The 24,324-nt window shown below is 63.8% G+C and carries 22 protein-coding genes, 1 pseudogene and 2 riboswitches; of the genes and pseudogenes, 12 read left to right on the top strand and 11 right to left on the bottom strand.

Annotation, left to right across the window (positions count from 1 at the left end; all coding sequences use genetic code 11):
- Window positions 1–15: 15 nt before the first annotated feature.
- A complete protein-coding gene (locus FBZ93_RS30460; protein ID WP_208764080.1) occupies window positions 16–513 on the bottom strand; it encodes a hypothetical protein in 498 nt (165 codons plus the stop codon).
- Between the two features lie 156 nt (window positions 514–669).
- Entirely contained in the window at window positions 670–969 is a 300-nt protein-coding gene (locus FBZ93_RS30455) for a hypothetical protein (RefSeq protein ID WP_146991137.1), read from the bottom strand.
- Window positions 970–1,056: 87 nt separating this feature from the next.
- Between FBZ93_RS30455 and FBZ93_RS30450 the strand changes: the two genes are divergently transcribed.
- Window positions 1,057–1,299 carry a ribbon-helix-helix domain-containing protein gene (locus tag FBZ93_RS30450; protein ID WP_146991136.1) on the top strand — a complete coding sequence of 81 codons (243 nt, stop codon included), beginning with the start codon at window positions 1,057–1,059 and terminating at the stop codon, window positions 1,297–1,299.
- 59 nt (window positions 1,300–1,358) lie between these two features.
- Here the strand turns inward: FBZ93_RS30450 and FBZ93_RS30445 are convergent, their stop codons facing one another.
- Together FBZ93_RS30445 and FBZ93_RS30440 are read right to left on the bottom strand one after the other, a co-directional pair.
- A complete protein-coding gene (locus tag FBZ93_RS30445) occupies window positions 1,359–1,889 on the bottom strand; it encodes a gamma carbonic anhydrase family protein (RefSeq protein ID WP_146991135.1) in 531 nt (176 codons plus the stop codon).
- A 191-nt stretch (window positions 1,890–2,080) separates the two neighbouring features.
- On the bottom strand, window positions 2,081–2,410 hold the full coding sequence (locus FBZ93_RS30440; RefSeq protein ID WP_074125661.1) for a DUF6949 family protein: 330 nt from the start codon (window positions 2,408–2,410) through the stop codon (window positions 2,081–2,083).
- Window positions 2,411–2,630: 220 nt separating this feature from the next.
- On the opposite strand from FBZ93_RS30440, the gene FBZ93_RS30435 reads away from it, so the two are divergent.
- Window positions 2,631–3,341 (top strand): hypothetical protein, encoded by a 711-nt coding sequence (locus tag FBZ93_RS30435; RefSeq protein WP_167529290.1) that lies wholly within the window; start codon window positions 2,631–2,633, stop codon window positions 3,339–3,341.
- A gap of 57 nt (window positions 3,342–3,398) precedes the next feature.
- Here FBZ93_RS30435 and FBZ93_RS30430 read toward each other — a convergent pair whose 3' ends face one another.
- Together FBZ93_RS30430 and cysE are read right to left on the bottom strand one after the other, a co-directional pair.
- A complete protein-coding gene (locus tag FBZ93_RS30430; RefSeq protein ID WP_021077729.1) occupies window positions 3,399–3,611 on the bottom strand; it encodes a DUF3126 family protein in 213 nt (70 codons plus the stop codon).
- Window positions 3,612–3,749: 138 nt separating this feature from the next.
- Window positions 3,750–4,577, bottom strand: a complete 828-nt coding sequence (cysE, locus tag FBZ93_RS30425; protein WP_146991133.1) for a serine O-acetyltransferase — start codon at window positions 4,575–4,577, stop codon at window positions 3,750–3,752.
- Between the two features lie 182 nt (window positions 4,578–4,759).
- On the opposite strand from cysE, the pseudogene FBZ93_RS30420 reads away from it, so the two are divergent.
- Window positions 4,760–6,142: pseudogene (locus FBZ93_RS30420) on the top strand (hypothetical protein); the annotation flags it as partial.
- Window positions 6,143–6,178: 36 nt separating this feature from the next.
- Here the strand turns inward: FBZ93_RS30420 and FBZ93_RS30415 are convergent.
- A complete protein-coding gene (locus FBZ93_RS30415; RefSeq protein ID WP_146991132.1) occupies window positions 6,179–6,931 on the bottom strand; it encodes an alpha/beta fold hydrolase in 753 nt (250 codons plus the stop codon).
- A 72-nt stretch (window positions 6,932–7,003) separates the two neighbouring features.
- Window positions 7,004–8,137, bottom strand: coding sequence for a hypothetical protein (locus FBZ93_RS30410; protein ID WP_146991131.1), 1,134 nt, complete (start codon window positions 8,135–8,137; stop codon window positions 7,004–7,006).
- Window positions 8,138–8,400: 263 nt separating this feature from the next.
- On the opposite strand from FBZ93_RS30410, the gene FBZ93_RS30405 reads away from it, so the two are divergent.
- Complete coding sequence (locus tag FBZ93_RS30405; protein ID WP_021077734.1) at window positions 8,401–8,646, top strand: zinc-finger domain-containing protein; 246 nt, start codon at window positions 8,401–8,403, stop codon at window positions 8,644–8,646.
- A 7-nt stretch (window positions 8,647–8,653) separates the two neighbouring features.
- A complete protein-coding gene (locus FBZ93_RS30400; protein WP_146991130.1) occupies window positions 8,654–9,856 on the top strand; it encodes an FAD-dependent monooxygenase in 1,203 nt (400 codons plus the stop codon).
- A gap of 43 nt (window positions 9,857–9,899) precedes the next feature.
- Here the strand turns inward: FBZ93_RS30400 and FBZ93_RS30395 are convergent, their stop codons facing one another.
- Complete coding sequence (locus tag FBZ93_RS30395) at window positions 9,900–10,334, bottom strand: twin-arginine translocation pathway signal (RefSeq protein ID WP_146991129.1); 435 nt, start codon at window positions 10,332–10,334, stop codon at window positions 9,900–9,902.
- 544 nt (window positions 10,335–10,878) lie between these two features.
- Between FBZ93_RS30395 and FBZ93_RS30390 the strand changes: the two genes are divergently transcribed.
- Window positions 10,879–12,675 carry a DUF4062 domain-containing protein gene (locus tag FBZ93_RS30390; RefSeq protein ID WP_146991128.1) on the top strand — a complete coding sequence of 599 codons (1,797 nt, stop codon included), beginning with the start codon at window positions 10,879–10,881 and terminating at the stop codon, window positions 12,673–12,675.
- A gap of 231 nt (window positions 12,676–12,906) precedes the next feature.
- Here the strand turns inward: FBZ93_RS30390 and FBZ93_RS30385 are convergent, their stop codons facing one another.
- Window positions 12,907–14,835: a phospholipase D-like domain-containing protein gene (locus FBZ93_RS30385; protein WP_146991127.1), complete on the bottom strand. Its 1,929-nt coding sequence runs from the start codon at window positions 14,833–14,835 to the stop codon at window positions 12,907–12,909.
- A gap of 377 nt (window positions 14,836–15,212) precedes the next feature.
- Here FBZ93_RS30385 and FBZ93_RS30380 point away from each other — a divergent pair, with 377 nt between their 5' ends.
- The gene (locus FBZ93_RS30380; protein ID WP_146991126.1) at window positions 15,213–15,533 is read left to right on the top strand and encodes a hypothetical protein; all 321 of its coding nucleotides are present in this window, start codon (window positions 15,213–15,215) and stop codon (window positions 15,531–15,533) included.
- A 152-nt stretch (window positions 15,534–15,685) separates the two neighbouring features.
- On the opposite strand, the gene FBZ93_RS30375 is transcribed toward FBZ93_RS30380, so the two are convergent.
- Window positions 15,686–17,305, bottom strand: coding sequence for an ABC transporter substrate-binding protein (locus FBZ93_RS30375; protein WP_146991125.1), 1,620 nt, complete (start codon window positions 17,303–17,305; stop codon window positions 15,686–15,688).
- Between the two features lie 265 nt (window positions 17,306–17,570).
- On the opposite strand from FBZ93_RS30375, the gene FBZ93_RS30370 reads away from it, so the two are divergent.
- From FBZ93_RS30370 to FBZ93_RS30350, 5 genes are all read left to right on the top strand, one after another.
- Entirely contained in the window at window positions 17,571–18,701 is a 1,131-nt protein-coding gene (locus tag FBZ93_RS30370; RefSeq protein WP_146991124.1) for a M20/M25/M40 family metallo-hydrolase, read from the top strand.
- A gap of 91 nt (window positions 18,702–18,792) precedes the next feature.
- A riboswitch (glycine riboswitch) is annotated at window positions 18,793–18,899 on the top strand.
- Between the two features lie 3 nt (window positions 18,900–18,902).
- Window positions 18,903–19,018: riboswitch (glycine riboswitch) on the top strand.
- A gap of 69 nt (window positions 19,019–19,087) precedes the next feature.
- On the top strand, window positions 19,088–20,449 hold the full coding sequence (locus tag FBZ93_RS30365; protein WP_146991123.1) for a D-amino acid dehydrogenase: 1,362 nt from the start codon (window positions 19,088–19,090) through the stop codon (window positions 20,447–20,449).
- A gap of 158 nt (window positions 20,450–20,607) precedes the next feature.
- Complete coding sequence (locus FBZ93_RS30360) at window positions 20,608–21,612, top strand: ABC transporter permease (protein ID WP_167529276.1); 1,005 nt, start codon at window positions 20,608–20,610, stop codon at window positions 21,610–21,612.
- A 3-nt stretch (window positions 21,613–21,615) separates the two neighbouring features.
- Entirely contained in the window at window positions 21,616–22,503 is an 888-nt protein-coding gene (locus tag FBZ93_RS30355) for an ABC transporter permease (RefSeq protein WP_146991122.1), read from the top strand.
- Window positions 22,500–24,164 (top strand): ABC transporter ATP-binding protein, encoded by a 1,665-nt coding sequence (locus tag FBZ93_RS30350; RefSeq protein ID WP_146991121.1) that lies wholly within the window; start codon window positions 22,500–22,502, stop codon window positions 24,162–24,164. The genes FBZ93_RS30355 and FBZ93_RS30350 overlap by 4 nt, the downstream gene beginning before the upstream one ends.
- The last annotated feature ends 160 nt before the right edge of the window (window positions 24,165–24,324 follow it).

Raw genomic sequence — 24,324 nt, 5'->3', positions numbered from 1 at the left:
GCGTCAGGGGATGGCTCAGTTGCAAACCTGCACCGGCCGGATCTGCCAGCCATACGGTGTCAGCATGCGACGGCGCACGACGTAGCAGCCGCCGTCACCGTAGCCATAACCATAGCCGTAGCCGTCGTCGTAGCCGTAACCGGCGTAGTACGGATTGCCGTAGTAGCCATCATAGTAATCGTAGGCGCCGTAGCCGAGCCCGAAGCCGATCGCTGCCGCCGCGAACGGATAGCCCCAGCCGCGCCGGTGCCAGCCGCCACCATGCCAGCCACCGCCGTGCCAACCGCCGCCGCCAGCCCAACCGCCGCCGATCGCAGCCGACCGGAAGCCGCCGCCCGCGCCCATGGCGCGGAATGCACCGCCGTGGAAGCCGCCGAAACCGCCGCCGCCGTGGAAGCCACCGCCCCCGTGGAAACCACCGCCGCCAAATCCGCCGCGCGCCGACGCGGTGTCGACCGTCAACAGGCCGACCGAGACCGTCGCCAGCAAGGCGATCATCGTTTTACGCAACATCACCCGTTACTCCTCTTTCCAAGGCTCTTCTTTTCAAGCCTCGTCCGCCGCGTCCCGCGCATGCTAACCCAATCTAGGATCGCAGCTTCGACCCGCGCGCCCGTGTCGCGCTCACTTCTGCGCGACCCGCGTTCATCAAGGCACAGCCGTCAAAAGTTAACAGCCGCGGCAGATGCCTTTCAGCCGTTGCTCGACCGCCTTGTTCTCATCGGCGATCGCCTTGTCGAAGCTTTCGCTCGAGGCCGCGCCTGTGGTGACGCCCTCTCCGGAGTTGAGCCGGCCGGAGGATTGAGCGGTACCGGCGCTGTTGGTGCCGCGCGGCGGTGACGTGACTTGCGGCGATGCCGGGCTGGCTGTCGAGCCGCTGCCGCTCCCGGTGCCTTGGGCGACGGTCGCCGCGGGCGTCAGCAGAATCGCAATTGTCGCGAACGCGGCGGTAGCGGATAATTTGCACATGGCAACTCTCCCTTGCGGACATCAACGGGTCCGCAAAACGCCGGTTCCCACGGGCGTTGGAGCAATAAGGTTTGGGAGCAATGCAATTTGCGCAAGCTGATCGAGTTTGACGACGATACTGCCGACAAGCTGAAGCAGCTTGGGCGCGACCGGATGACGACCTTGCAGGAGCTCGCGGACGAGGCCTTCGCCGACCTGCTCAGGAAGCACGGTATCCCGATCGACCTGAAGGACGCGCTGCGCAAGAGCGCAAGACTTCAGGAGACCGAGGCGGCAAAGCCGGGCCCCGCAACCCCGAAGCGCGCGCGCAAACAGGGCCGCAAGCGCTGAAGACATTGTCTAAGCATAATCCTTTCGGAAAACCGCTTCGCACTTTTCCGGATCATGCTTTAGCCGATCTTCTTCAGCCCGGCTTTGTACTGCGGTCCCCTGATCGCGTAGGACTTGGCCGGACGCGACAACGCTTCCGCCTGGGCGGCGTCAAGTGTGCGTACTGCGCGCGCGGGCGCACCGATGATCAGGGAGTTTTCCGGAAACTCCTTGCCCTCGGTGATGACCGAGCCGGCGCCGACCACACTGCCGCGCCTGATGCGCGCGCCGTTCATCACGATCGATCCCATTCCGATCAGCACGCCGTCTTCCAGCGTGCAGCCGTGCACGATCGCATTGTGGCCGATCGTGACGTTGTTGCCGATGGTCAGGGGAAAGCCGGGATCGACATGCAGGGTCGAATTGTCCTGGACGTTGGAGCCCTCGCCGATCTCGATCCACTCATTGTCGCCGCGCAGCACCGCGCCGAACCAGACGCTCGCTCCCGGCTTGAGGCGCACCTTGCCGATCACGACGGCATTGTCGGCGATGAAGTAGCTGCCGTCGGCGGGAAGATCGGGCCCCTGCCCGTCGAGTTCGTAGATCGCCATTGAGGTCTCCCTGGAGCGTTTTCGAGCGAAGTGGACACCGGTTCGCGTGAAGAAAACGCGTCGAAACGAAAATCCAGAGCTTCGGTTCTGATTCAATCAGAACCGAAGCTCTGATCAGAGGAGACCTTGGCACAGCGGCGGACATGGTTTCAAGCAAGCGCGGCCATGATCGGCCGCGGATCACGATCGGATCAGCCGAGCACGCCCGCGGCGCGCAGCGTCATCATGAAGAAGGTGCCCGACATCAGGCTCCAGAAGCCGGAGATGACGGTCGCCATCATCACGAACTCGAAGCGGCGGCGCTCGATGCGTGCGCCGCGCAGCGTGTTGCGCATGATGATAAAGGGTGCGGCGAAGACGAGGAACGGGACCGCGGCGAAGGTCTTCGGCGCCACGCCCTCCTGCAGCAGGCCGAAACCGGCCGGGCGCTCCGCCATGGCCTGATAGCCGCTCGCCAGGGCGCCCGCGAACGCAAAGCCAATCAACAGCGAGAACAGGGAATTCAAGGTATCGGGCGACATCGGGAACTTCCGCTACGCAACTGGCAACTCGCCCCTGCTTCGCAGAATTGACTGCCGGCCGCCACATCATCCTTAAGGAAAGGTTAATCCGGTCCGCTTGGCTTGCGTTTGCGCATGGCCATTCGCTCAGGGATTCCGTTGGAATCGTACGGAAATTGCTCGCCTCATGGCATATTCGGCAGGTGATTCGACCACCCCCGACCCGGTCTTTGCCTCGTTCATGACGCTTCTGTCGACCGCCCAGCATCTCGCCCGCGACACCCGCCGCAATCCACGCGCGCATCTCGTCCCGATCATCGCCTCGGCGGTCATCGCGGCCGGCGCGATTGCGCTCGTCGCCTACCTGTTGTGGCCGACCTATACGACCGTCCCGGCGAGCGATCCGTCGCGGCTGCCGGTCAGCGTCGGCGGCACGCTGTTCAACGTGCCGACGATGGCCGTGCGCATGAAGATCCAGCGCCATTCCGGGCCGCAGGAGCGCGTCGATCTGAGCTTCCTTTATCCGTCGCTGCAGGCGCCCGCTGCGCCGAAGCACTACAGCGCCGATACGGTCGAGGACAAGGTGCAGCCGATCGATAGGATCTTCGTGTCGATCGCGGCCCACCACGATTCACTTGCGCCGGACATGCGCCTGCGCACGATCTATCCGCGCTATCTCGACGAGCGTGCGAATACCGATGACGGCTTGACGGCGCGCGCGTTCCGCGAAGGCACGCCCTATGGCGGCGAGGATCTGTTCACCGCGACCGAGCCGCAGCTGGTCGCGCGCTGCACCCGCGACACCTCGACACCTGGCATGTGCCTGAGCGAGCAGCGCATCGAGGGCGCCGACCTGACCTTCCGCTTTCCGCGAAGCTGGCTCGCGCAATGGCGCGACATCGCAACCGGGATGAACCGCCTCTCCGCGCAGATGCACAGCGCGAAGGGATAACTTGTTCGTCACTGCGAGCATCGCAGTGACGACTTAACAAGCAGAGGCTGTTCCGCCTTACTCGGCCAGATCTTCTTCCAGAATGGCCATCTGGAACTGGAACGAGCGATCATCGTCCTCGTCGTCGACGAACAGCACGCCGATGAACTCCTCGCCGATATAGACCTCGGCCGAGTCGTCCTTCTTGGGCCGCGGCACCACGCGGATCTTGGGATTGCTGAACACGCGCTTCAGATACGCGTCGAGCTTCCTGACTTCCTGAACGTCCACGGCCGTCTCCAATCGGGTCGATGATTTTCGGGGAGGTTTTAGGACGAGACGACAAAGATCGCCAGAGCCTTTTCAGGCTTTGGCGACGTGATGTTGCGCACACGCTGAAACGCGCGGCCGATCAGAAAGCGAATGAAATCAAAGACCGATCGCGTTGAGCATCTGGTCCATGGTGCGCGACGGCTCGGCACAGCCGGCCTCGCCGACGATTTTCGCCGGCACGCCCGCGACGGTCACGTTGTGCGGCACGGGCTTGACCACGACGGAGCCCGCCGCGATGCGCGCGCAATGGCCGATCTCGATATTGCCGAGGATCTTGGCGCCGGCGCCGATCAGCACGCCGTGACGGATCTTCGGATGGCGATCCTCGTTCTCCTTGCCGGTGCCGCCGAGCGTGACGCCATGCAGGATCGAGACATCGTCGTCGATGACGGCGGTCTCGCCGCAGACGAAACCGGTGGCGTGATCGAGGAAGATGCCGCGGCCGATCCTGGCGGCCGGATTGATGTCGGTCTGGAACACCGCCGAGGAGCGGCTCTGCAGGTAGAAGGCAAAGTCCTTGCGGCCCTTCTGATAGAGCCAGTGCGCCAGACGATGGGTCTGCAGCGCGTGGAAGCCCTTGAAGTAGAGCAAGGGATCAATGAAGCGCGAGGTCGCGGGATCGCGGTCATAGACGGCGACGAGGTCGGCGCGGAACGCGTTGCCGATATCGGGCTCGTCGCGCAGCGCCTCGCCATAGGTCTGGCGGATCAGGTCGCCCGACAGCGCGGCGTGGTCGAGCCGCTCGGCAATGCGATGAACCACTGAATCTTCGAGGCGCTCATGATGCAGCACGGTCGCATAGATGAAGGTCGCGAGCTCCGGCTCGCGCCGCAGGATGTCTTCCGCCTCGCCGCGGATCCGATCCCAGATCGGATCGAGCGCCGCCAGCTTCGCCCCCTGCGGATTGACCTGATGAACTGCCATAGCTGCTCTCGCAATTCGGTTGTTCTGATGTGCGTTATAGCACGGTGGACCCAGCGCGTCCCGGGAGGGCTCGGTACGGTAAACCCCACCCCTACGCCCCCGGACCGGCGTCTAGGGGAGTTGGTCGGGATTTTGCCGAAATCAAGCCGTGCTTCTGCAACTATTGGCGGATTTCGTCTGCAGTGTGGTTTTGGGCATGGTCGGCCCCAATAAAAGGGGGAAACATCATCAATACCCAGACGTTACGCGGCCGCCTGACCGATGCCCGGTCGGTCTGGATCGCCACCATTGCCATTCCCCTCCTCCTGCTCGCACCTGCCTTCTGGAACGGCTATCCGCTGCTCCAATGGGATACCGGCGGCTATCTGGCGCGCTGGTATGAGGGCTATCTAGTGCCGAGCCGGTCCACGGTGTTCGGCATCTACCTCCATGCCGGCGAGACGTCGGGCTTCTGGCTCAACCTCGGCATCCAGACCCTGGCGACGCTGTGGATCCTGCAGCTGACCCTGCGTGTGTTCGGCCTCGCCCGGCCGGTCCGGCTGATCGCGATCAGCCTCGTGCTGATCGCAACCACCGCGCTGCCCTGGCTCGCCAGCATGCTGCTGACCGACATCTTCGCCGGCCTTTCGGTGCTCGCGCTCTTCATCCTCGTGCTGCACGGTGACAGGATCTCGACGCTGGAGAAGGTTGTGCTATTCGGCTTCACCGCGTTTTCGGCGGCAACCCACAGCGCGACGCTCGGGGTGCTGCTTGGCCTGTGCCTGGTCGGCTGGATGTTGCGGCCGTGGCTCGGCCGGCGCATCCCGGTCGCAAGCCTCGTGCAAGGCAGCCTCACGACCGTCGCGGGTGCCGCAATGCTGCTGGCGGCGAACTTCGCGCTGTCCGGACAGCTGGCCTGGACGCCCGGCGGCGTCGGCGTCGCGTTCGGCCGCATGCTGCAGGATGGCATCGTCGCGCAATATCTGCGCGACAACTGCGCGAAGGAGAAGCTGAAGCTCTGCCCCTATCGCAACGAGTTGCCGCCGACCGCTGACGACTTCCTGTGGGGCCACAGCATGTTCAACACGCTCGGCCGCTTCCAGGGACTGAATGACGAGATGGGCTACATCGTGAAGCGTTCGCTGGCCGAATATCCGACATGGCAGGCCAAGGCGGCGCTGGCCGCGACCGCCGACCAGCTCATGCATGTCGCGACCGGCGAAGGCAGCAGCGGCTGGCTTCCGCACACCTATGGGATCATCGAGCGCTATATTCCGAAGCAGCGCGCGCCGATGCGCGCGGCGCGGCAACAGCAATGGCACCTCGACTTCACTGAGATCAACCGCATCCACGTGCCGGTCGCGCTGGCCTCGATGCTGCTGGTCGTGCTCCTGTTCGGCCGCGGGCTGTGGCAGCGCCGGCTCGACGATCTGACGCTGCTGGCAGGCACCGTCACGCTCGCGCTGCTCGGCAATGCCGCGATCTGTGGCGTGATCTCGGGGCCGCACGACCGCTACGGCGCGCGCATGGTGTGGATCGCAACCTTCGTGGTGCTGATCGCGGCCGCGCGCGCCTTCGCCAGAGACGATGCTGAGTACGATGCCGAGAACGACGCCGACGAGCTATTTGCGCTGCGACAGGAAGTCGATGACACCGGTCTTGTAGACCTTGTCACCGACCGCCCGCATGTGGTCGCGGTTCGGAATGTCGAGCACCCGCGAACCCGGAATGATCCGGCCGAGCGCTGACGCCGAGCCTGCGATCTCGTCCTTGCTGCCGACCGCGATCAGGACCGGCACGCCGATGCCGGCGGCTTCCTCGCGCGTCATCAGCCGGCGCGAGCCGCGCAGGCAGGCGGCGAGCGCGCGGCGATCGGAGCGGGTCTGATCGGCGAAGGCGCGGAAGGTGCGGCCGACCGGATCGGTGACATCGTCGAGCGACGGCGCTTCAAGCGCCAGCGCAACGGCCTCGCCGGGTCCGCCGCCCTCGATCAGCCCGATGCCGATGCCGCCGAGGATCGCCGAGCGCACCCGATCGGGATTATCGCGCGCCAGGATCGCGGTCATCCGCGAGCCCAGCGAATAGCCCATGATGTCGGCGCGCGCGATGCCGAGATGATCCATCAGCGCGGTCACGTCGCTTGCCATGATCGCGATCTCGTACTGCGCGGCATCGTAGAGCTTGGCGGATTCGCCGTGGCCGCGATTGTCGAGCGCGATGACGCGACGGCCTGCCTTGACGAGCTCCGACACCCAGGTCGGATAGATCCAGTTGACGTTCTTGCTCGAGGCGAAGCCGTGCACCAGCACGATCGGTTCGCCCGCGCCTTCGTCGACATAGGCAATTTCAACATCGCCGTGGTGGAAACTCGGCATCATCGATTCCGTTTTGTTTTGGGATTTTTGTTGTTGGGATTTGCGATTGGCGATCGACCGGCGACCGCAAGCTTATCCCTGGGCAGGCATACTCGCCAGCGCCGCCTGCGCAGCCATCTGCCGCTTCAGGCGCAGGGCCTTGCTTCGTCGCAGCCACCACGCCGTGGTTCGCTCGGTGGTGGCCTTGATCGACGACAGGAAGCCGAACAGCGCAAGCAGCGCGCCGAACAGCCACATGGTGAGATTGAACGTGCCGGCCGCGAGCAGCAGCGCGCCGCGGCCGAGCAGCTTGATGATCGCGCGGGTCTGGCCGCCCTTCACGTCGGCGATCCGCGCCGCGCGCGCGATCTCCTGCGGGTTCTCCGCGACCTTCAGCGTGTCCCGCGCGGCGCGAACGCCGGCCGCCTCGCCGATCCGCCCGACGTCCTTGGCGACACGCACCAGCGCGCCGGCCTTCTCGGCGCGGAACGCCGCGCGAATGGCGGTTGCGGTCTCCATCGGCCGGAGCACCGAGCCCGAGGCGACCGCCTCACGCAGTGCCGGCTGATCGACCATCTCGCGGGTCGAGCGCCCGGCCCATTCGATCATGCCCTCGCTCAGGCGTCCCGCCTTGCGCGTGTCCTTGACCAGCGTCAGCCCGGCGCGCAGCGGCCCGGCGCCGCCGACCGACACATAGGTCGCCGCGGTCACGGCGAGCCCGGCGGCCGCGAGGCCAAGCACCAGCTGGTCGGTGTCCTCGCCCATCACGAGGTGCTTGCCTTCGCGCACGACATCCCTGATGTCACCGAACACGAACAGGTCGCCCGCGACCGTGCCGGACAGGCTCGCGACATCGTCGGCGTTGCCGGTCACAAGGCCGGTGGCGAACCCTTTGGCGAAATGCGTGGTGGACGACTGCTCGGCGCGCGCGTCGTCGACGCGCTTTGTGAGTTCCGCATTGAGCGCGATGTTCTGCTCGCCCGCCAGCGCGACAAAGCTGGTCGCAAGATCGGCGTCCCCCGAGGCGAGTGCCGCCTCGATATTGTCCGAGATCAACGCCGGGTTGTTGCGCAGCACGGAATTGACCCTGAGGTCGGCGAGCGCAGCGGGATCGTCCCGCGCTGACAGCACCGCGCCGGCGTCACGGGCATGCGGCCAAATAGCCACGCCCACAGCAGCACTTGCTGCCAGGCCAGCCACCGCAACGCCGAGGCGCACCCCGTTCATTCCGCTTGAAACCTCAAGTTTAATTCGCCTTGTTTGGTTCGCCTTGTTTAGTCCGACTTGGACATAGTGTGCCGTTTTTGCGACACAACGGCTCCGACCAAAGAAGGGCTTCTCTGGGACGACAAGATTGTGTCGAATTTGCATGAGCAAATGAGCCATCGGGGCTCTAGGAATCAACTGTTCCCGCCAGTATGGTGCGCGGCATTTCGCGATGCCGCATGCTGTTGATTGCGTCTGCCCATCGTTGCCACCAAGGTGAGAATATGTCCGACCACGTCGTCCCGCACTTCCATAACGATGCCGGAGTTTCGGTGATCGAGATCGGATCGCAGGAGTTTATGTGCGTGGGCGCCAACCCGCCGTTCGACCATCCGCACGTATTCCTCGACCTCGGCAACGACAACGAGATCATCTGCCCATACTGCTCGACGCTCTATCGCTTCGCGCCCGACCTCGCTGCCGGCGAAGCGCGGCCGCCGGAATGCGTGCTGAAAGACAAGGTCGCCTGACCGCTCCGTGGCGCTGACGCGAACCGTCATCGTAGCCGGCGCCGGGATCGGAGGACTGACGGCGTCGCTGACCCTGGCGGCACAGGGCTTTCGTGTCGTGGTGCTGGAAAAGGCCGAGCGGCTCGAGGAAGCCGGCGCCGGCATCCAGCTCTCCCCCAATGCCAGCCGCATCTTGGTCGAGCTCGGGCTCAAGGAGCCGCTGGCGCGGCGCGCAGTCACGCCTGAATCCGTCAACATCCTGAGCGCGCGGGCCGGCGGCGAGATCGCACGGATGCCGCTCGGCCGGGCGGCCGAGTTCCGCGCCGGTGCCCCCTATTGGGTGATCCACCGCGCCGATCTGCAAGCCGCATTGCAAGCCGCCGTCAACGACCATCCCGATATCGATCTGCGGCTCGGCTGCCAGTTCGAGGACGTGACCAAGCACGCCAAGGGCCTGACGGTGGTGCAGCGCCGCGGCAATTCACGGCAGGAGGAATTGGCCGTTGCGCTGATCGGCGCCGACGGCATCTGGTCGTCGGTCCGCGGACATTTGTTTCCGGATGTACAGCCGCAATTCTCCGGCCTGATCGCCTGGCGCGGCACGCTGGACGCAACTGCCCTGCCGCGTGAATACACTGCGCCGCGCGTGCAGCTCTGGATGGGGCCGGACGCCCATCTCGTGGCCTACCCGATCTCGGCCGGACGCCAGATCAACGTGGTCGCGATCGTGTCGGGCACCTGGAATCGGCCGGGCTGGAGCGCGCCCGGCGACGGCAACGAGATCAAGGGCGCGTTCGCCACAGCGCGCTGGCCGGCCACGACGCGGATGCTGGTCGGTGCGGTCGATGGCTGGCGCAAATGGGCACTGTTCACCCTGCCCGATATCGGCCGCTGGAGCGAAGGCGCGGTGACGCTGCTCGGCGACGCCGCGCACGCGATGTTGCCGTTTGCCGCACAGGGCGCCGGCATGGCGATCGAGGATGCGGCCGTGCTCGCCAAGGCCTTGGCCGACTGCACCGGCGAAAACACCGCAGGCATTCCCGCCGCATTGAAGCGCTACGCACGGATGCGGCGCGGACGTGTGCTGAAGGTGCAGCGCATGGCCCGGCAGCAGGGCCGCATCTATCATCTGAGTGGACCATTGGCGATCGCGCGCGATCTCGCGATCCGCGCCATCGGTCCGGAGCGCATGCTGGCGCGGCAGGACTGGATCTACGACTGGCGCGCCTGAGCCGCGCGCCTGAACGCCAACCGCTTCTTCCGGAAACGCTGACTTAGTGAACGAGGCCTCGCGGGGCGCGCGGCCCGTTCGCAGCCGGCGCGGGCGCTGCGGATGCGGCGGCAGCGGGGCTGTCCGGCGGGCTCTCGTGGCACTTATTGGCGCGCCATGCCTGATCCGCGAGCCGCTGCTGGGAGTGGATCGAGATCAATTCGTTGCGATACACCATCTCGGAGACCACGGTACCGCCGACGCCGGTTTCCGCCTTGGCCATCAGCCTTTCCTGTTCCGTCGCGCGGGACGCGAGGCTCTTGCGCTCGGTCTCGAGCTGCTTGCAATCATACAGGTCGTATTTGGCGGGATCGGCGAAGGCCGACGGCACGCTGTCGCCGATCTGCGCGCAGCCGGAAACGCCGGCGGCCGAGCCGAGCAGCGCAACGAGAACTGCCGCGCGCAACAGATTCGGGCGGCGTGGGAGACGAGCAGACATTCGGCTTTCTTAATCGGACAGTGTTGAGATTGCCTAAAGCAGCCGCCGGTGTCCGGATTGAGGCTCAATCGCGGCGGCGCGCTGCTTATCCCAATGCGCGGCGGCCGACGCAAATGGAATTGCAGGTGGCGTCAAGCTCTTGAAGCCGCTATAGCAATTCTCCGTTAGCCTGCGGGTTTCTCGCCCGTTAGGTTAACGATGTGCGGGCGTGGCGGAATTGGTAGACGCAAGGGACTTAGACGACGTGAGTGCTCTCCGGGAAACCGAAGATGCAGAACTGCTCAAATTCGGGGAAACCTCGCAAGTGGCAATCCCGAGCCAAGCGCTCCAGCTAAACAGCCGGTGCGAAGGTGTAGAGACTAGACGGGCAGCACCTACGGCGCAGGCGCGCTATGGTGAAGGTATAGTCCAGACCACAAACGAGCCTCGGCACCAACGTGCGAAGGCAAGGCGGCGAAAGCCGTAGTGGTACGAAAATCCCTCGGAGGGACCATACTCTGTGCCGGTTCGATCCCGGCCGCCCGCACCACTTTGAGCATACCGCATGGCGAATAGTCGTAAAATCATTCAGATATTTCTTGCATCCCCCGGCGACCTCCAAAATGAGCGCCAAACTGCAAAACTGGTGGTTGACGCTTTCAATAAGCGTTGGGCGGATTGGTTTGATATCCAGATCGAACTCGTTGGCTGGGAAGATACGTTCAAGCGCTTTGGCCGCCCACAAGCCCAGATTAATCTCGACCTTGACCGGTGTGAGGCCTTCATCGGCTTGATGTGGAGAAAATGGGGGACTCCACCGGGCGGCGACTACACGTCAGGATTTGAGGAGGAGTTTGAGCGCGCCCTTGCCAGTCGCATGAAGTCCACACGCCCCGAGATGACGCTCTTCTTCAAGAAGATTGACGATGAATTTTTGAAGGACCGCGGTCCAGACCTGAACCGGGTCTTGGCCTTTCGCCAACGCGTTATCGAAGAACAACAGATACTTTTCCACGACTTCGAGAATTTGAAAGATTTCGAAGACAAGCTCAACGACTGGATCACGCACTACGTCAAGCATCTCAAGAAACTTGAGGATACTACCGCGAAGGCCGATGAGAAGGCCCCGTCACTCGGAAGCGTTCCCGAAAAATCGGAAGCCACCAACTCCTCTGACACCCTTCTATCACCGCAGGGAGCTCAATTTCTTCGTCACTTTGTTGCGAAGACCGAGCGCGATCAAAAAGCCCACCCGATCGAGGCGGTGGACGTTGCACGCTTCCGTTTGCTTGCCGGTATGATCGGAGTGGCAAGCAATGACGAGGATTTTCTCGGCACGCACGACGCCAATTTACTTTTCCAGAGCCGCGATGCGCTCGATCTAAGCCGCCGCGAGATGATGGGCCTAGTAGACTCAGGCCTAGACAGCATCGCCAGTGAGACTATTCCCTTTTGGCACTGGTACGACACCGTTAAAGGCGGCGATCGCTCCTACCTTTGCGTTTCAACCCTCGTCGGCCCCCAGGGTCAACGCGTTGGAGCATTGATTGCCATGCGGCTCATAGGCGAGCCGATAGTCCCGCTGGAGCCTTTGGGCCCGGATGATGAAACTGCCAAACGGAGCTTCTTCACTTCAACATGGTTATCATCTCGTTCGAGCGAACGCCTCAAGACTGCCGCGCTGCAATATCTATCAGCCTGCGGCGAACCAGAAGATCTTCCCGCTCTCAAAGGTGAGTACGACAAGAGAAACTATCAAACTGCAGCGGCTGCAGCAGATGCTATTATCCGCATTAATCTGAGACTGAGTCGGGAACCCGAGGATTTAGAAAGAATACGGGGCGTAGTATCCAGCGGATTCGCCAACTTCTCGATGCTAGACATTGAATTCCTGAGAAAGCATGGCGAATGGCAGGACATCAGCTTATTAATTTCAATGCTAGACCGCCCCGACACATCGGCGACGCTCCTTGGTGGGATTTTAGATGACAGGACGCTCGAAGCTGTCGCGCAAGCCGTCTACGCCATTGGCAAGAGCCGCTTTAGCGAACTCTGCAAGGAAAAGATGCCGCCTCGCCTCCTTCAACGCATCCTAGGCCTTGCCAGCGACAAGGAGGTTGTGGGGTTAAGCGATCAAGAACTTACCGAAATCTACCATTCGGATGAAACTCACGTTCGCAAGGCGATCCTGCTAAAGAGCGTCAGAGCGCTGCCGAAGACACGTTTGAAGCGATTGCTCAAAGAGCAGCTAACTCAGGACCGCCTAAGGTATTACAACGTTTCGTATTGGCTTGACCTCGGCATCACCCTTACTCGAAAGCAAGTGCTTCACGTCCTCGAAATGTCTAGCCGCAAGCCGTGATAGGGCCATTGCGCTCGTAAGCCAGAGCGCCGCCCTAATCCGAAAGACCACACGATACTTTCGGTTCCAAATCACCACAATATTGCTAACCAAAAGATTCACCCTCGACGGCAACGTCATGTGGGTTCGAGTCCCACCGCCCGCACCAACCATCTGACCCGCCGCGTGCCGGCAGTCCGATGATCGTTGCAGGCATGCGCCGTGTTCTGCGAGACGGCCTCTATTGGGCTTCTATTTCTTGGCCTTCGCTTTTTTGGCCTTGGCCTTCTTTGTCTTCTTGGCTTTTGCCTTTGCCGGCGTCTTGGCCTTGGCCTTCTTCACCGACTTCTTGGCCGACTTCTTGACTGACGCCTTGGCAGTTCGCTTGGCGGCGGCGACTTTCTTGGGGGCCTTCTTGACGGCCTTCTTCTTTACAGTCCCGCCACCCGCGCCGGCCTGATGCGCAGCGCCGCCGCTGGCACTGCCGCCACCGCCTGCGCGTGTCGGGCGCGGCGGCACCGGCTCCTCCATCCAGAAGTCCAGCTCCTGCTCCTTGCCGCCGCCGGGCTTCCAGCCGTCGAGCGAATAGATCTGATCCGCATTGCCGCCGCTGCCGAGATAGCCGCGCCAGGAATAGTGGTCGTAGACGCCGTTGATGTGCAGCGCATAGGCCTGGGCGAGCTTCTTGTTGCCGCGGATGATCACGAGATTCTCGTCATTCTTCTCCGAGGCGGCGACGGAGAAATTGTGCGATCCGGTGATGACGGCGCAATCGTCCGAGAATGGATCGATCACGATGGTCTTGGAGTGCACGATCGCGATCATCCCCGCGTTGCGGATCTGCGAGACGCTGAACTCGACGTCGGCCCATGACGGTTCGTTCGTGGCGTTGACGTTATGCGGCAACTGGACGTCGTCATGGAAGGATTGCGCCGGTGCGCCTGATTTCACGACCTGGCCGCCGACCGAAACGATGTTGCCGTTCTTGCTGGCCATCATCGTCGACACCACGCCGCGGACGTACACGTCGTTCTGCTGTGCGCGGTCGAGCAGCGCGCTCAGCAGCGGCGATTGACCCGGCATGAACATCAGGAAGAGCGCGCCGTCCTTGGCGTTCTTGATCAGGTCCAGCACCGGCTTGAACTCCGCCTCGCCGTTGCTCGCCGCGAAATAGACCGAGATGTCGCTGTCGCTGGTCGGATTGGAATTCGACGCCTTCAGCGCGGGCGGCATGGCGTTGCCGGCGGCGACCAGCTTGCCCCACTGGTCGAGGTAGCGCTTGGCGATCGCCGCATTCTCGATGATCAGCACATTATTGAGCTGCGTGCACAGCCCGGTGGTGGTCCAGTTCGTGCTGCCGGTCAGCACGCGAATGGCGTTGCCATGCGCGTCGCTCTCGACCACGAACTTGTTGTGCACGCTGGGCGACGACCTGCCCGCATTCGACAGATCGCGATGCTTGACCGTCAAGCCGGCGCTGCTGAGTTCGCCCGCGATGTTCGGTTTGGTCGCGCTGCCGTTGCCGAGCAGGACGTTGCCGCGGCTTCCGAACGGCTTCAGCGCGCCGACCAGCTCCTCGTCATTCATCTCGTAGATGGCGGCATGCACCTGGCTGCCGCGCAGGTCGGCATCGTGCAGAAAGGCCAGGATCTCGTGCAGGGCGTCGCCTGACAAATAGCGCCGGGCCTGGTTGGCCGGATCGGAAAGGCCCTTGACGAAATTGCGCAGCGCGTCGTCGGACGTATCGCCATGCACGAAGCGGCTGACGATCTGGGACATCAGGGTGCCCCGGTTGAAATAGGCCGACAGGCCGCCGCCCGCATCGCCCGAAGCGACCACCGGCGCCGTCCATGCCGTCACCGAGGCAGGATCGGTCGTGAAGGTGCCGTTCGCGCCGTTCTTCATCGCGGTGACGCGGTACGAGACGTTGTCGGTGTCGACGACACTGTGATCGGTCCAGATGCAGCGCCGGAACGGCGATTGGGTCGAGGAGATGCCGCCGTCCGCCACCGGCTTCTCGCCGGGCTTCGGCGGAATGCGGTTGGACAGCACGGTGGTCTGCTGCGTGATGTTGTTGCGCCGCTCGAGCTGGAACCCGACCCAGTCGTTCGGCCAGGTGTCCGGCTGCCAGGCGATCAGGACATCATCGGCATTGGCATAGGCCTTGACATTGATGGTCATGATAATTTCCCCGAGGTTGGATGAATCCACAGGAGCGAAACAATGCACGCCGTCCGCGCACTGCTGGAGCGTGCGGCTTCGGACGGCGCCGATCCGGCCCGTAGGACAATACCCCGGTAACCCAAGGTAGATTGTGAAATAGACGACAACTTGCCGCGCAAATCGGCGCGGCGCGACCGGCATCTAGCCTCGTGCGACCGTCCATTGGCATGCCAGGGCGCTCACGGCCTGCTCGCATCACCTCATCGTGTCCTCCGGCTGTGGCGCGGTTCACACGCCGCGATCGCCGACTGTGGTATTGCCGAGGCGTTGGAAAATTCCTGCCGCGCATTTCGCGGCGCTCGCATTCCGAGATCAAATTTCTTTGGAGCTAGGCGATGACGATTGCGGATCGCAATCGGATTGCCGGTCGCAATCAGATTGTTGGCAACACCGCGCCCGATCCCGGCGCTTCCATCCTCGAGCATGGCGACGACGCTGCTCATTGCAGCAACGGGCTCAATGCGCGGAGATTCCGCGATGCGCCGCCCGACGAGCGCGCGATCTACCAACGATGGATCCGCGGCGCGATCGTGTCATGCGTCGTGCTGGCACTTGCCGCCGGCGCGGCGGTCTGGATCAACGGCGGCAGCGCCGGACAGACGCAGCTCACGAGCCTGTCGAGCGCGGGCAGCGCGAAGTCGGGCCACACGCCTTAGCGGCCGCCGGTTCGGTCCGATCAGCGGTTCAGGTCGCCATGCCCCAAGCGGCGCATGCCCCGCCGCGACGGCCACGCCTGACGCGCAACGGCGAAAACGAAAATGGCCGGGGACGAGCCCCGGCCATTCCAAATCTGCGTCAAGCCGCGCGCTTACTCGGACTTGTCGATATTCCAGAAGATCGGGGTCGCCGGACCATCGAGAACACCGGTCAGCGACTTCCGCCAGGCGCTCGGCGCCTGGTACTGACCGAGCGGGATGTAGATGACCTGATCGTAGGCTTCCTTCTGGACATCGGCCGCGATTTTCTTCTGCTCGTCGAGCGACGGCGCGCGAACGAAGGCATCCTTCAGCTGTTCGATCTTCTGATCGTCGGCCCAGCCGAACCATCCGCCGTTCTTGCCCTGGCCGCCAATCGAGAGGTTGGCGATCGGGTTGGAGACGTCGGCGCTGACCCAGTTGGTGAAGAACATGTTCCAGCCGCCGTCCTTCGGCGCCTTCTGGCTGGCGCGGCGGGTCACCACGGTCTGCCAGTCGGTCGCCTGCAGGTCGACCTTGAAGCCGGCATCGCGCAGCTGCTGGGCGACAACAACCGGCTGCGCCTTGAGCGTAACGACGTCGCCCGGCGCCATGATGACGACCGGCGTGCCGTCGTAGCCCGACTCGGCGAGCGCCTTCTTGGCCGCGGCCATGTCGCCTCCCTTCGCCAACGTCTCGCCGCCGACCTCGGACGCGAACGGCGTGTCGCAGATGAAGAAGGAGACGCAGGTCTTGTAATATTTGGGATTGCCGACCAGCGCGTCGAGCACCTGCTTCTGGTTGACCGCAAGCAGCGCCGCCTGGCGAACCTTGATGTTGTCGAAAGGCGGATAGAGGAAGTTCATACGGCCCAGCGTCTGGAAGCCGAACTTGTTCAGCGTCTCGACCTTCAGGTCCTTGTCGGCCTCGAGGATCGACAACGTGTCGAACGACGGGTTCTCCACGAAATCGATATCGCCGGATTGCAGCGCGTTCATCGCGGTCTGCGCGTCGGCCATCGTGACCCACTCGACGCGGTCAACCTTCACGACCTTGCCGCCCGCGGTCCAGCTCGCCGGCTCCTTGCGTGGCACGTAGTCCTTGTTCTTGACGTAGACCGCCTTCACGCCCGGCTGGAATTCCGCCTGGACGAATTTGAAGGGGCCCGAACCGATCTGTTCCGGAATCGGCTTGTCCGGCGGCGTCTCGGCGAGCCGCTTCGGCATCATGAAGGCGACGCGCGACGACGGCTTGCCGATCGAATCCAGCACCAGGCCGTAGGGCTCCTTCAGCTTCAGCGTAATCGTCTTCGCATCGGTGGCTTCGAGGCTCGCCGTGAAGTCCATCAGCTTCTGGCCCATGCCGTCGACCTTGGCCCAGCGCTTCAGCGACGCGACACAGTCCTCGGCGGTCACCGGCGTGCCGTCATGCCATTTCAGGCCATCGCGCAGCATGAACGTGTAGGTGAGCTTGTCGTCGGACACCTTCCAGTCCGCCATCTGCGGTTGGATCTTGAAGTTGGAGTCGGTCGCCACCAGCGTGTCGTAGACCATGTAGCCATGGTCGCGCGTGATGTAGGCGGTGGTCAGGATCGGATCGATGACGCGCAGATCCGAATGCATCACCGCGGTGATGGTCTTGTCCGCGGCCATGGCCTGTTGGGTAAACGACAATTCCTGCGGCGCGAACGACAGCGCGATCGCCGACAACGCCGCCGCGAGCGTGCGGCGCTTCCAACGCGAGATAGGGTACATGCAATCTCTCCTGACGTGTAACTGGTCAAAGCCGGCTTATTCGTTATGCATGCGGTTCGTTATTTGGGCGAACTAACATGCTGTATGGCTTGTGAAATCGAGACTTGCACCAAGCGCAAAGCGCGTCAATCGGTTTCGGGCGGGATCGGACGTACACAAACGAATGAGGCCGCGCGCGCGATTTTGGCTTTACAAAATCGTCGACTGAGATTTTCGTGAGCACCGCGCGATGCCGGCGCCGTCAGAACAACAAGAGGAAAAAACGATGAACCCAGCCAATCTCCCCTTTGATTCCGAAGCGATGCTGCAGGGCCTGCGCAGCTGGGTGGAATGCGAAAGCCCGACCTGGGATGCGCGCGCGGTCGAGCGCATGCTCGATCTCGCCGCGCGCGAGATGGCGATCATGGGTGCGACGATCGAACGCATCGCGGGACGCCAGGGCTTTGCCGGCTGCGTCCGCGCCCGTTTTCCCCATCCGAAACAGGGCCAACCCGGCATCCTGATCGCCGGCCACCTCGACACCGTGCACCCGGTCGGCACCATCGAGAAGCTGCAATGGCGGCGCGAAGGCAACAAGTGCTTCGGGCCCGGCATCTTCGACATGAAGGGCGGCAATTATCTGTCGATCGAGGCGATCCGGCAGTTGGCGCGCGCCTCCTTCACGACGCCGCTGCCGATCACCGTGCTGTTCACGCCCGATGAAGAGGTCGGCACGCCGTCGACGCGCGACATCATCGAGGCGGAGGCCGCGCGCAACAAATACGTGCTGGTGCCGGAGCCCGGCCGGCCGAACAACGGCGTCGTCACCGGCCGCTACGCGATCGCGCGCTTCAATTTGGAAGCCACCGGCAAGCCGAGCCATGCCGGCGCGACGCTGTCGTCCGGCCGTTCCGCGATCCGGGAAATGGCCCGGCAGATCATGGCCATCGACGGCATGACCACCGAGGACTGCACTTTCTCGGTCGGCATCGTGCACGGCGGCCAATGGGTCAATTGCGTCGCAACGACCTGCACCGGCGAAGCGCTCAGCATGGCCAAACGCCAGGCCGATCTCGACCGCGGTGTCGAGCGCATGCTGGCGCTGTCCGGAACCGCCAACGACGTCACCTTCAAGGTGACGCGCGGCGTCACCCGCCCGGTGTGGGAGCCGGATGCCGGCACCATGGCCCTCTATGAAAAGGCAAAGGGCCTCGCGGCGGCGATGGGCCTCGATCTGCCGCATGGCAGCGCCGGCGGCGGATCGGACGGCAACTTCACCGGCGCGATGGGGATCCCTACCCTCGACGGCCTCGGCGTTCGCGGCGCGGATGCGCATACGCTCAACGAACACATTGAAGTCGACAGCCTCGCCGAGCGCGGTCGCCTGATGGCGGCACTGCTGGCGACGCTCGACTGACGTCGATTGCACTGCACAACACGTTGGCACTGCCGGATCGAAATTTAGCCTTGTCCATTTTTGAGGCTTCGCCTACGGTCCGGCCGTCCAACGCGACGATGCGGGAGAGATCGAAGCGACAACATTCGTGTTGTTGGCTTCGGCGCCGACGGAGCAACCGCCCCGGAAACTCTCAGGCAAAAGGACTGTATCGTCAGGACGATCTGGAGAGAGACGGACACGACCACTCATCGAGGGCCGTGACGTCCACCGAAGGGGATAGTTCGCATCCGGGCGCAGGCCCGGTGCGGATCAAGCTCTCAGGTACCGTGACAGATGGGGCGTCGAAACGACCGGTTTCACCGGTGGTTCGGCGACTCTAACAACACGGGAGCCTGAAGACCATCATGCCACATATTGCGATCATCGGCGCCGGCATCACCGGCGTGACGACGGCCTATGCCCTGCTCGAACGCGGCTACAGCGTGACTGTCCTCGACAGGCATCGCTACGCCGCGATGGAGACCTCGTTCGCCAACGGCGGACAGCTCTCCGCCAGCAATGCGGAGGTGTGGAACAGCGCCGCGACCATTCTCAAGGGGCTGCGCTGGATGCTCCGAAGCGACGCGCCGCTTCTGATGAATCCGAAGCCGAGCTGGCACAAATATTCCTGGATCGGCGAGTTCGTAGGCCACATCACCCGCTATCGCGCCAACACCATCGAGACCACAAAACTCGCAATCGAAGCGCGCAAGCATCTGTTCTCGATCGCACAGCGCGAGAACATTGCCTTCGATCTCGAACGCCGCGGCATCCTGCACGTCTATCACGACAAGGCCGGCTTCGAGGCCGGCCTGCGGGTCAACACGCTGCTGCAACAGGGCGGGCTCGACCGCCGGCCGGTGACGGCGGACGAAATCCGCAGCATCGAACCCGCGCTGCAAACCAGCTGCTATGGCGGTTTCTTCACGCCGTCGGATGCGACCGGCGATATCCACAAGTTCACGCGCGGCCTCGCCGAGGTCTGCATCCGCCGCGGCGCGGCTTTCATCCATGAAGCCGACGTCGACACGATCGCGCGCGACAATGGCGGTTTCCGCATCGGCTGGAACGAAGCGACCTCGCATGAGGCTGATGTCGTGACACGACATGAATTGCAGGCGGACGGCATCGTGATTTGCGCCGGCGTCGCGAGCCGCCACTTCGCGGGCCTGCTCAACGACCGCGTCAACGTCTATCCGGTGAAGGGCTATTCGATCACGGTGCAGCTCGATGCGCCGCAAAGCCGGGATGCCGCACCGACCGTCAGCCTGCTCGATGAAGCCGCGAAGATCGTGACCAGCCGGCTCGGCGCCGACCGCTTCCGCGTCGCCGGCACCGCCGAGTTCAACGGCTTCAATCGCGATATCCGCGCCGACCGCATCCAGCCGCTGGTCGATTGGGTGCGGCATCATTTCCCGGGGATCGATACGTCGAAAGTCCTGCCCTGGGCGGGCCTGCGCCCGATGATGCCGAACATGATGCCGGTGGTGCGCGCCGGGCGGATTCCGGGCGTGTTCTACAACACCGGCCACGGACATCTCGGCTGGACGCTGTCGGCCGCGACCGCGCAGATGGTCGCAGGGGCGATCGATGACTGGCGCGACCTCGACACGCCGTCGATGGCGCCGGCGCTTGGTGCCGGGCTCGACGATGTATCCGCTCATTCTCGCAAAGCTGAAATCAATCCACCTTCCGGTGGACTGCTTCGAACGTCATCGGAGGAATGATCGCGCCCTCGAACTGATTAGCTGCACCGCAAAAACTGCAGCACCGATGGCATGGGACTTGCTGAAGTTCTCCAGTGTGTCCTCTACCATCTGTGCTACGGTCCGGTGTGCAACGGTCCCGCTGGGGACTTCATCGACCACAACCCAACGGATCCAATTTGCTCGGATATCTGCTTCGCCGCATCCTCGCCGCCATTCCCGTGATGGGCGTGGTGGCTCTGTTCGTGTTCCTGTTGCTGCGGCTGACGCCGGGCGACCCGGCCGCCATTCTCGCCGGCGACAACGCGACGCCCGAACAGCTCGATCGCATTCGCACCTCGCTTGGTCTCAACGAGCCGATCTACATCCAGTTCTACACCTGGGTCGCCAAGCTGCTGCACGGCGACCTCGGCGTCTCCTTGATCTCGAACAAGCCGATCCTCGAGATGATCGGCCCGCGCCTCGAGCCCTCGATTGCGGTTGCGCTCGCCACCATCACCCTCTCGATCCTGGTGGCGGTGCCGCTCGGCGTGATCGCGGCGTGGAAGCACGGCACCTGGATCGACCGCTTCGTGATGGGGCTGTCGGTGCTCGGCTTCTCGGTGCCGGTGTTCGTGATCGGCTATGTGCTGATCCAGTTCTTTGCAATCGATCTGCGCTGGGTGCCGGTGCAAGGCTACAAGAGCATCATGTCGGCCTGCGCGAAAGCGCCGCCGAATTCGCTCAGCACGCTTGAGGTCGCCGCCTGCGTGAGGGACAGCTTCGTTCCGTTCTTCGAACGCCTCATCCTGCCGACCTGCACCCTCTCCTTCATCTATGTCGCGCTGATCGCACGCATGACGCGGGCCTCGATGCTCGATGTGCTGGGCGAGGATTACGTGCGCACCGCGCGCGCCAAGGGCATCGGCGAGGCCGGCGTGCTGCTGCGCCATGCGCTGCGCAACGCCGCGGTACCGGTCATCACCGTGATCGGTTCCGGTTTCGCGCTGCTGATCTCGGGCGTCGTCGTCACCGAGAGCGTGTTCAACCTGCCCGGCATCGGCCGCCTCACCGTCGATGCGGTGCTGGCGCGCGACTATCCGGTGATCCAGGCGATGATCCTTCTGACGTCGGGCATCTATGTCGGCGTCAATCTGTTGATCGACGTTGCTTACACCCTGCTCGATCCTCGTATCCGGTATTAAGCGATGGCGATCGATACCCTCCCTGAATCCTCTCTCCCCGTCACCCGGCCGTTCCGCGTCAAATTCGGCTTCCTGACGTCGACGCCGATCATCGCGGTTGCGACGATCTGCCTCGTCCTCATCATCCTGATGGCGATCTTCGCACCGCTCCTTGCGCCCCATGATCCACTCTTGCTGACGCCGGCGCAGCGGCTGAAGCCGTCGAGCGCGCAATATTTGCTCGGCACCGATGCCTATGGACGCGACCTGCTGTCGCGCATCATCTACGGCGCGCGGATCTCGCTGGTGATCGGGCTCGGCGCCGCCGTCTGCTCGATCGGCGTCGGGCTCCTGATCGGCCTCGTCGCCGGCTTCTTCCGCTGGGTCGATGCGGTGATGATGCGCGTGATGGACGGCCTGATGGCGATCCCCGCCATCCTGCTCGCGATCGCCGTGGTGTCGCTGTCCGGCGCCAGCATCTGGACCGTGATGGTCGCGATCACCATCCCCGAGATCCCGCGCGTGGCGCGACTGGTGCGCTCGGTGGTGCTGACCGCGCGCGAGGAACCCTATGTCGAGGCCGCGATCTCGCTCGGCTCGAGCCTGCCGAAGGTCATGTGGCGGCATCTGATGCCGAACACGATCGCGCCGCTGATCGTGCAAGGCACTTACGTTTGCGCGTCCGCGATCCTGACCGAGGCGATCCTGTCGTTCCTCGGCGCGGGCATCTCGCCGGAAACGCCGACCTGGGGCAACATCATGGCCGAGGGCCGCGCCTATTTCCAGGTCAAGCCGTCGCTGATCTTCTGGCCGGGGCTGCTGCTCTCGATCGCGATTCTCAGCGTCAATCTGATCGGCGACGCCGCGCGCGACGCGCTCGATCCCCGCATGAAGCAGCGTGAGGGCAAGTGACCACAACGAACTTTTCCAACGTCGTCCTCGACATCAACAACCTCGTCGTCGGCCTCGGCCGCAAGGCGGATGCGCATCGCATCATCGACGACCTGTCGCTGCAGGTGCACGAAGGCGAGACGCTGTGCCTCGTCGGCGAAAGCGGCTCGGGCAAGTCGGTGACCTCGCTCACCGTGATGGGCTTGCAGCAGAAGGGCACGCTGGTGCCGTCGGGCGGCAGCGTCAAACTGGTCGGCGAGGAACTGCTCACCGCGACCGACCGGCGGCTGCGGCAATTGCGCGCGACGCGGATGGCGATGATCTTCCAGGAGCCGATGACCGCGCTCAATCCGGTCGTGCCGGTCGGCCGCCAGATCGACGAGGTGCTGCGCGCCCATACCGATCTCGACTCCCGCGCGCGGCGTCAGAAGATCCTGGCGATGATGGAGCATGTGCGACTGCCGGACGTGGAGCGCATCTTCTCCTCCTACCCTCACCGCCTCTCCGGCGGACAGCGCCAGCGCATCATGATCGCGATGGCGCTGGTGCTGGAACCGAAGCTACTGATCGCGGACGAGCCGACCACGGCGCTCGACGTCACCACCCAGAAGCAGATCCTGACGCTGATCCGCGACCTGCAACGCGATCACGGCACGGCTGTTCTGTTCATCACCCACGATATGGGCGTGGTGGCCGAGATCGCCGATCGCGTCGCGGTGATGCGGCACGGAAGGCTGGTCGAAGCCGGCCCGCTGCAGGACGTGCTGCGCACTCCGAAGATGGAATACACCCGCAACCTCTTGTCCTCGGTGCCGAGCCTCGTGCCGCGCGCGCCGCGGCCGGAAACGACCGAGCCGGTGGTGCTGGAAGCCAACGAGCTCAGCAAGATCTACCGGGAGCGGTCGCTGTACGGCAAAGCCCGCGAGGTCGCGGCCGCCAGCAACGTCACCCTCACCCTGAGGAAGGGTCGCACGCTCGGCATCGTCGGCGAAAGCGGCTCCGGCAAGTCGACCGTGGCACGCTGCATCGTCCGCCTGATCGATCCGACCTCGGGCGGGGTGCGGCTCGCCGGCCGCGAGATCTCGGATTTGTCGCGCCGGCTGTTGCAGCCGCATCGCCAGAAGATCCAGATCATCTTCCAGGACCCCTACCGCTCGCTCAATCCGCGCGTCACTGTCGGCGAGAGCATCGCGGAGGGCCCGATCAACTACGGCATGCCGCGCAAGGACGCGCTGGCACGCGCCCGCGAGCTGCTCGAGCTCGTCCACTTGCCGCCTGATGCGATCTCGCGCTATCCGCACCAGTTCTCCGGCGGCCAACGCCAGCGCATCGCGATCGCGCGCGCGCTGGCGCTCGATCCCGACGTGCTGGTGGCTGATGAAGCCGTATCCGCGCTCGACGTCTCGGTGCAGGCGCAGGTTCTGGATCTGCTCGACGAAATCCAGCGTCGGCTCGGCATCGCGCTGTTGTTCATCACGCATGATTTGCGCGTTGCCGCGCAAATCTGCGACGACGTCGCTGTGATGCAGCGTGGACGGGTCGTGGAACAGGGGCCGGCCGCCGAGGTGCTGACCAATCCGCAACAGGCCTATACCCGCGCGCTGCTCGACGCGGCACCGGGGCGCGGTTGGGACTTCGCCAACTTCCGCCCGGTTTCGGAAGGCATTGTGGCAACGGCCTAGGTCTTTAGCCTTAGCCTGAACTGTGGGCCTTTCAATACGCCCATAGGGCATGCAATTCCGGCAGTGCTCGCCGACTTGCGCTTGGCGCGACGACACGCTTAACGTCGCGCGCTAGAGCGCGATCCGGAAGAGGCGAACCGGCTTTCGAACGATCATGCTC

The organism is Bradyrhizobium macuxiense (assembly GCF_007993935.1).
Lineage (GTDB): Bacteria > Pseudomonadota > Alphaproteobacteria > Rhizobiales > Xanthobacteraceae > Bradyrhizobium > Bradyrhizobium macuxiense_A.
Note: the sequence above shows the minus strand (reverse complement) of the source record. Positions and strands in the feature narration are given on the sequence as shown.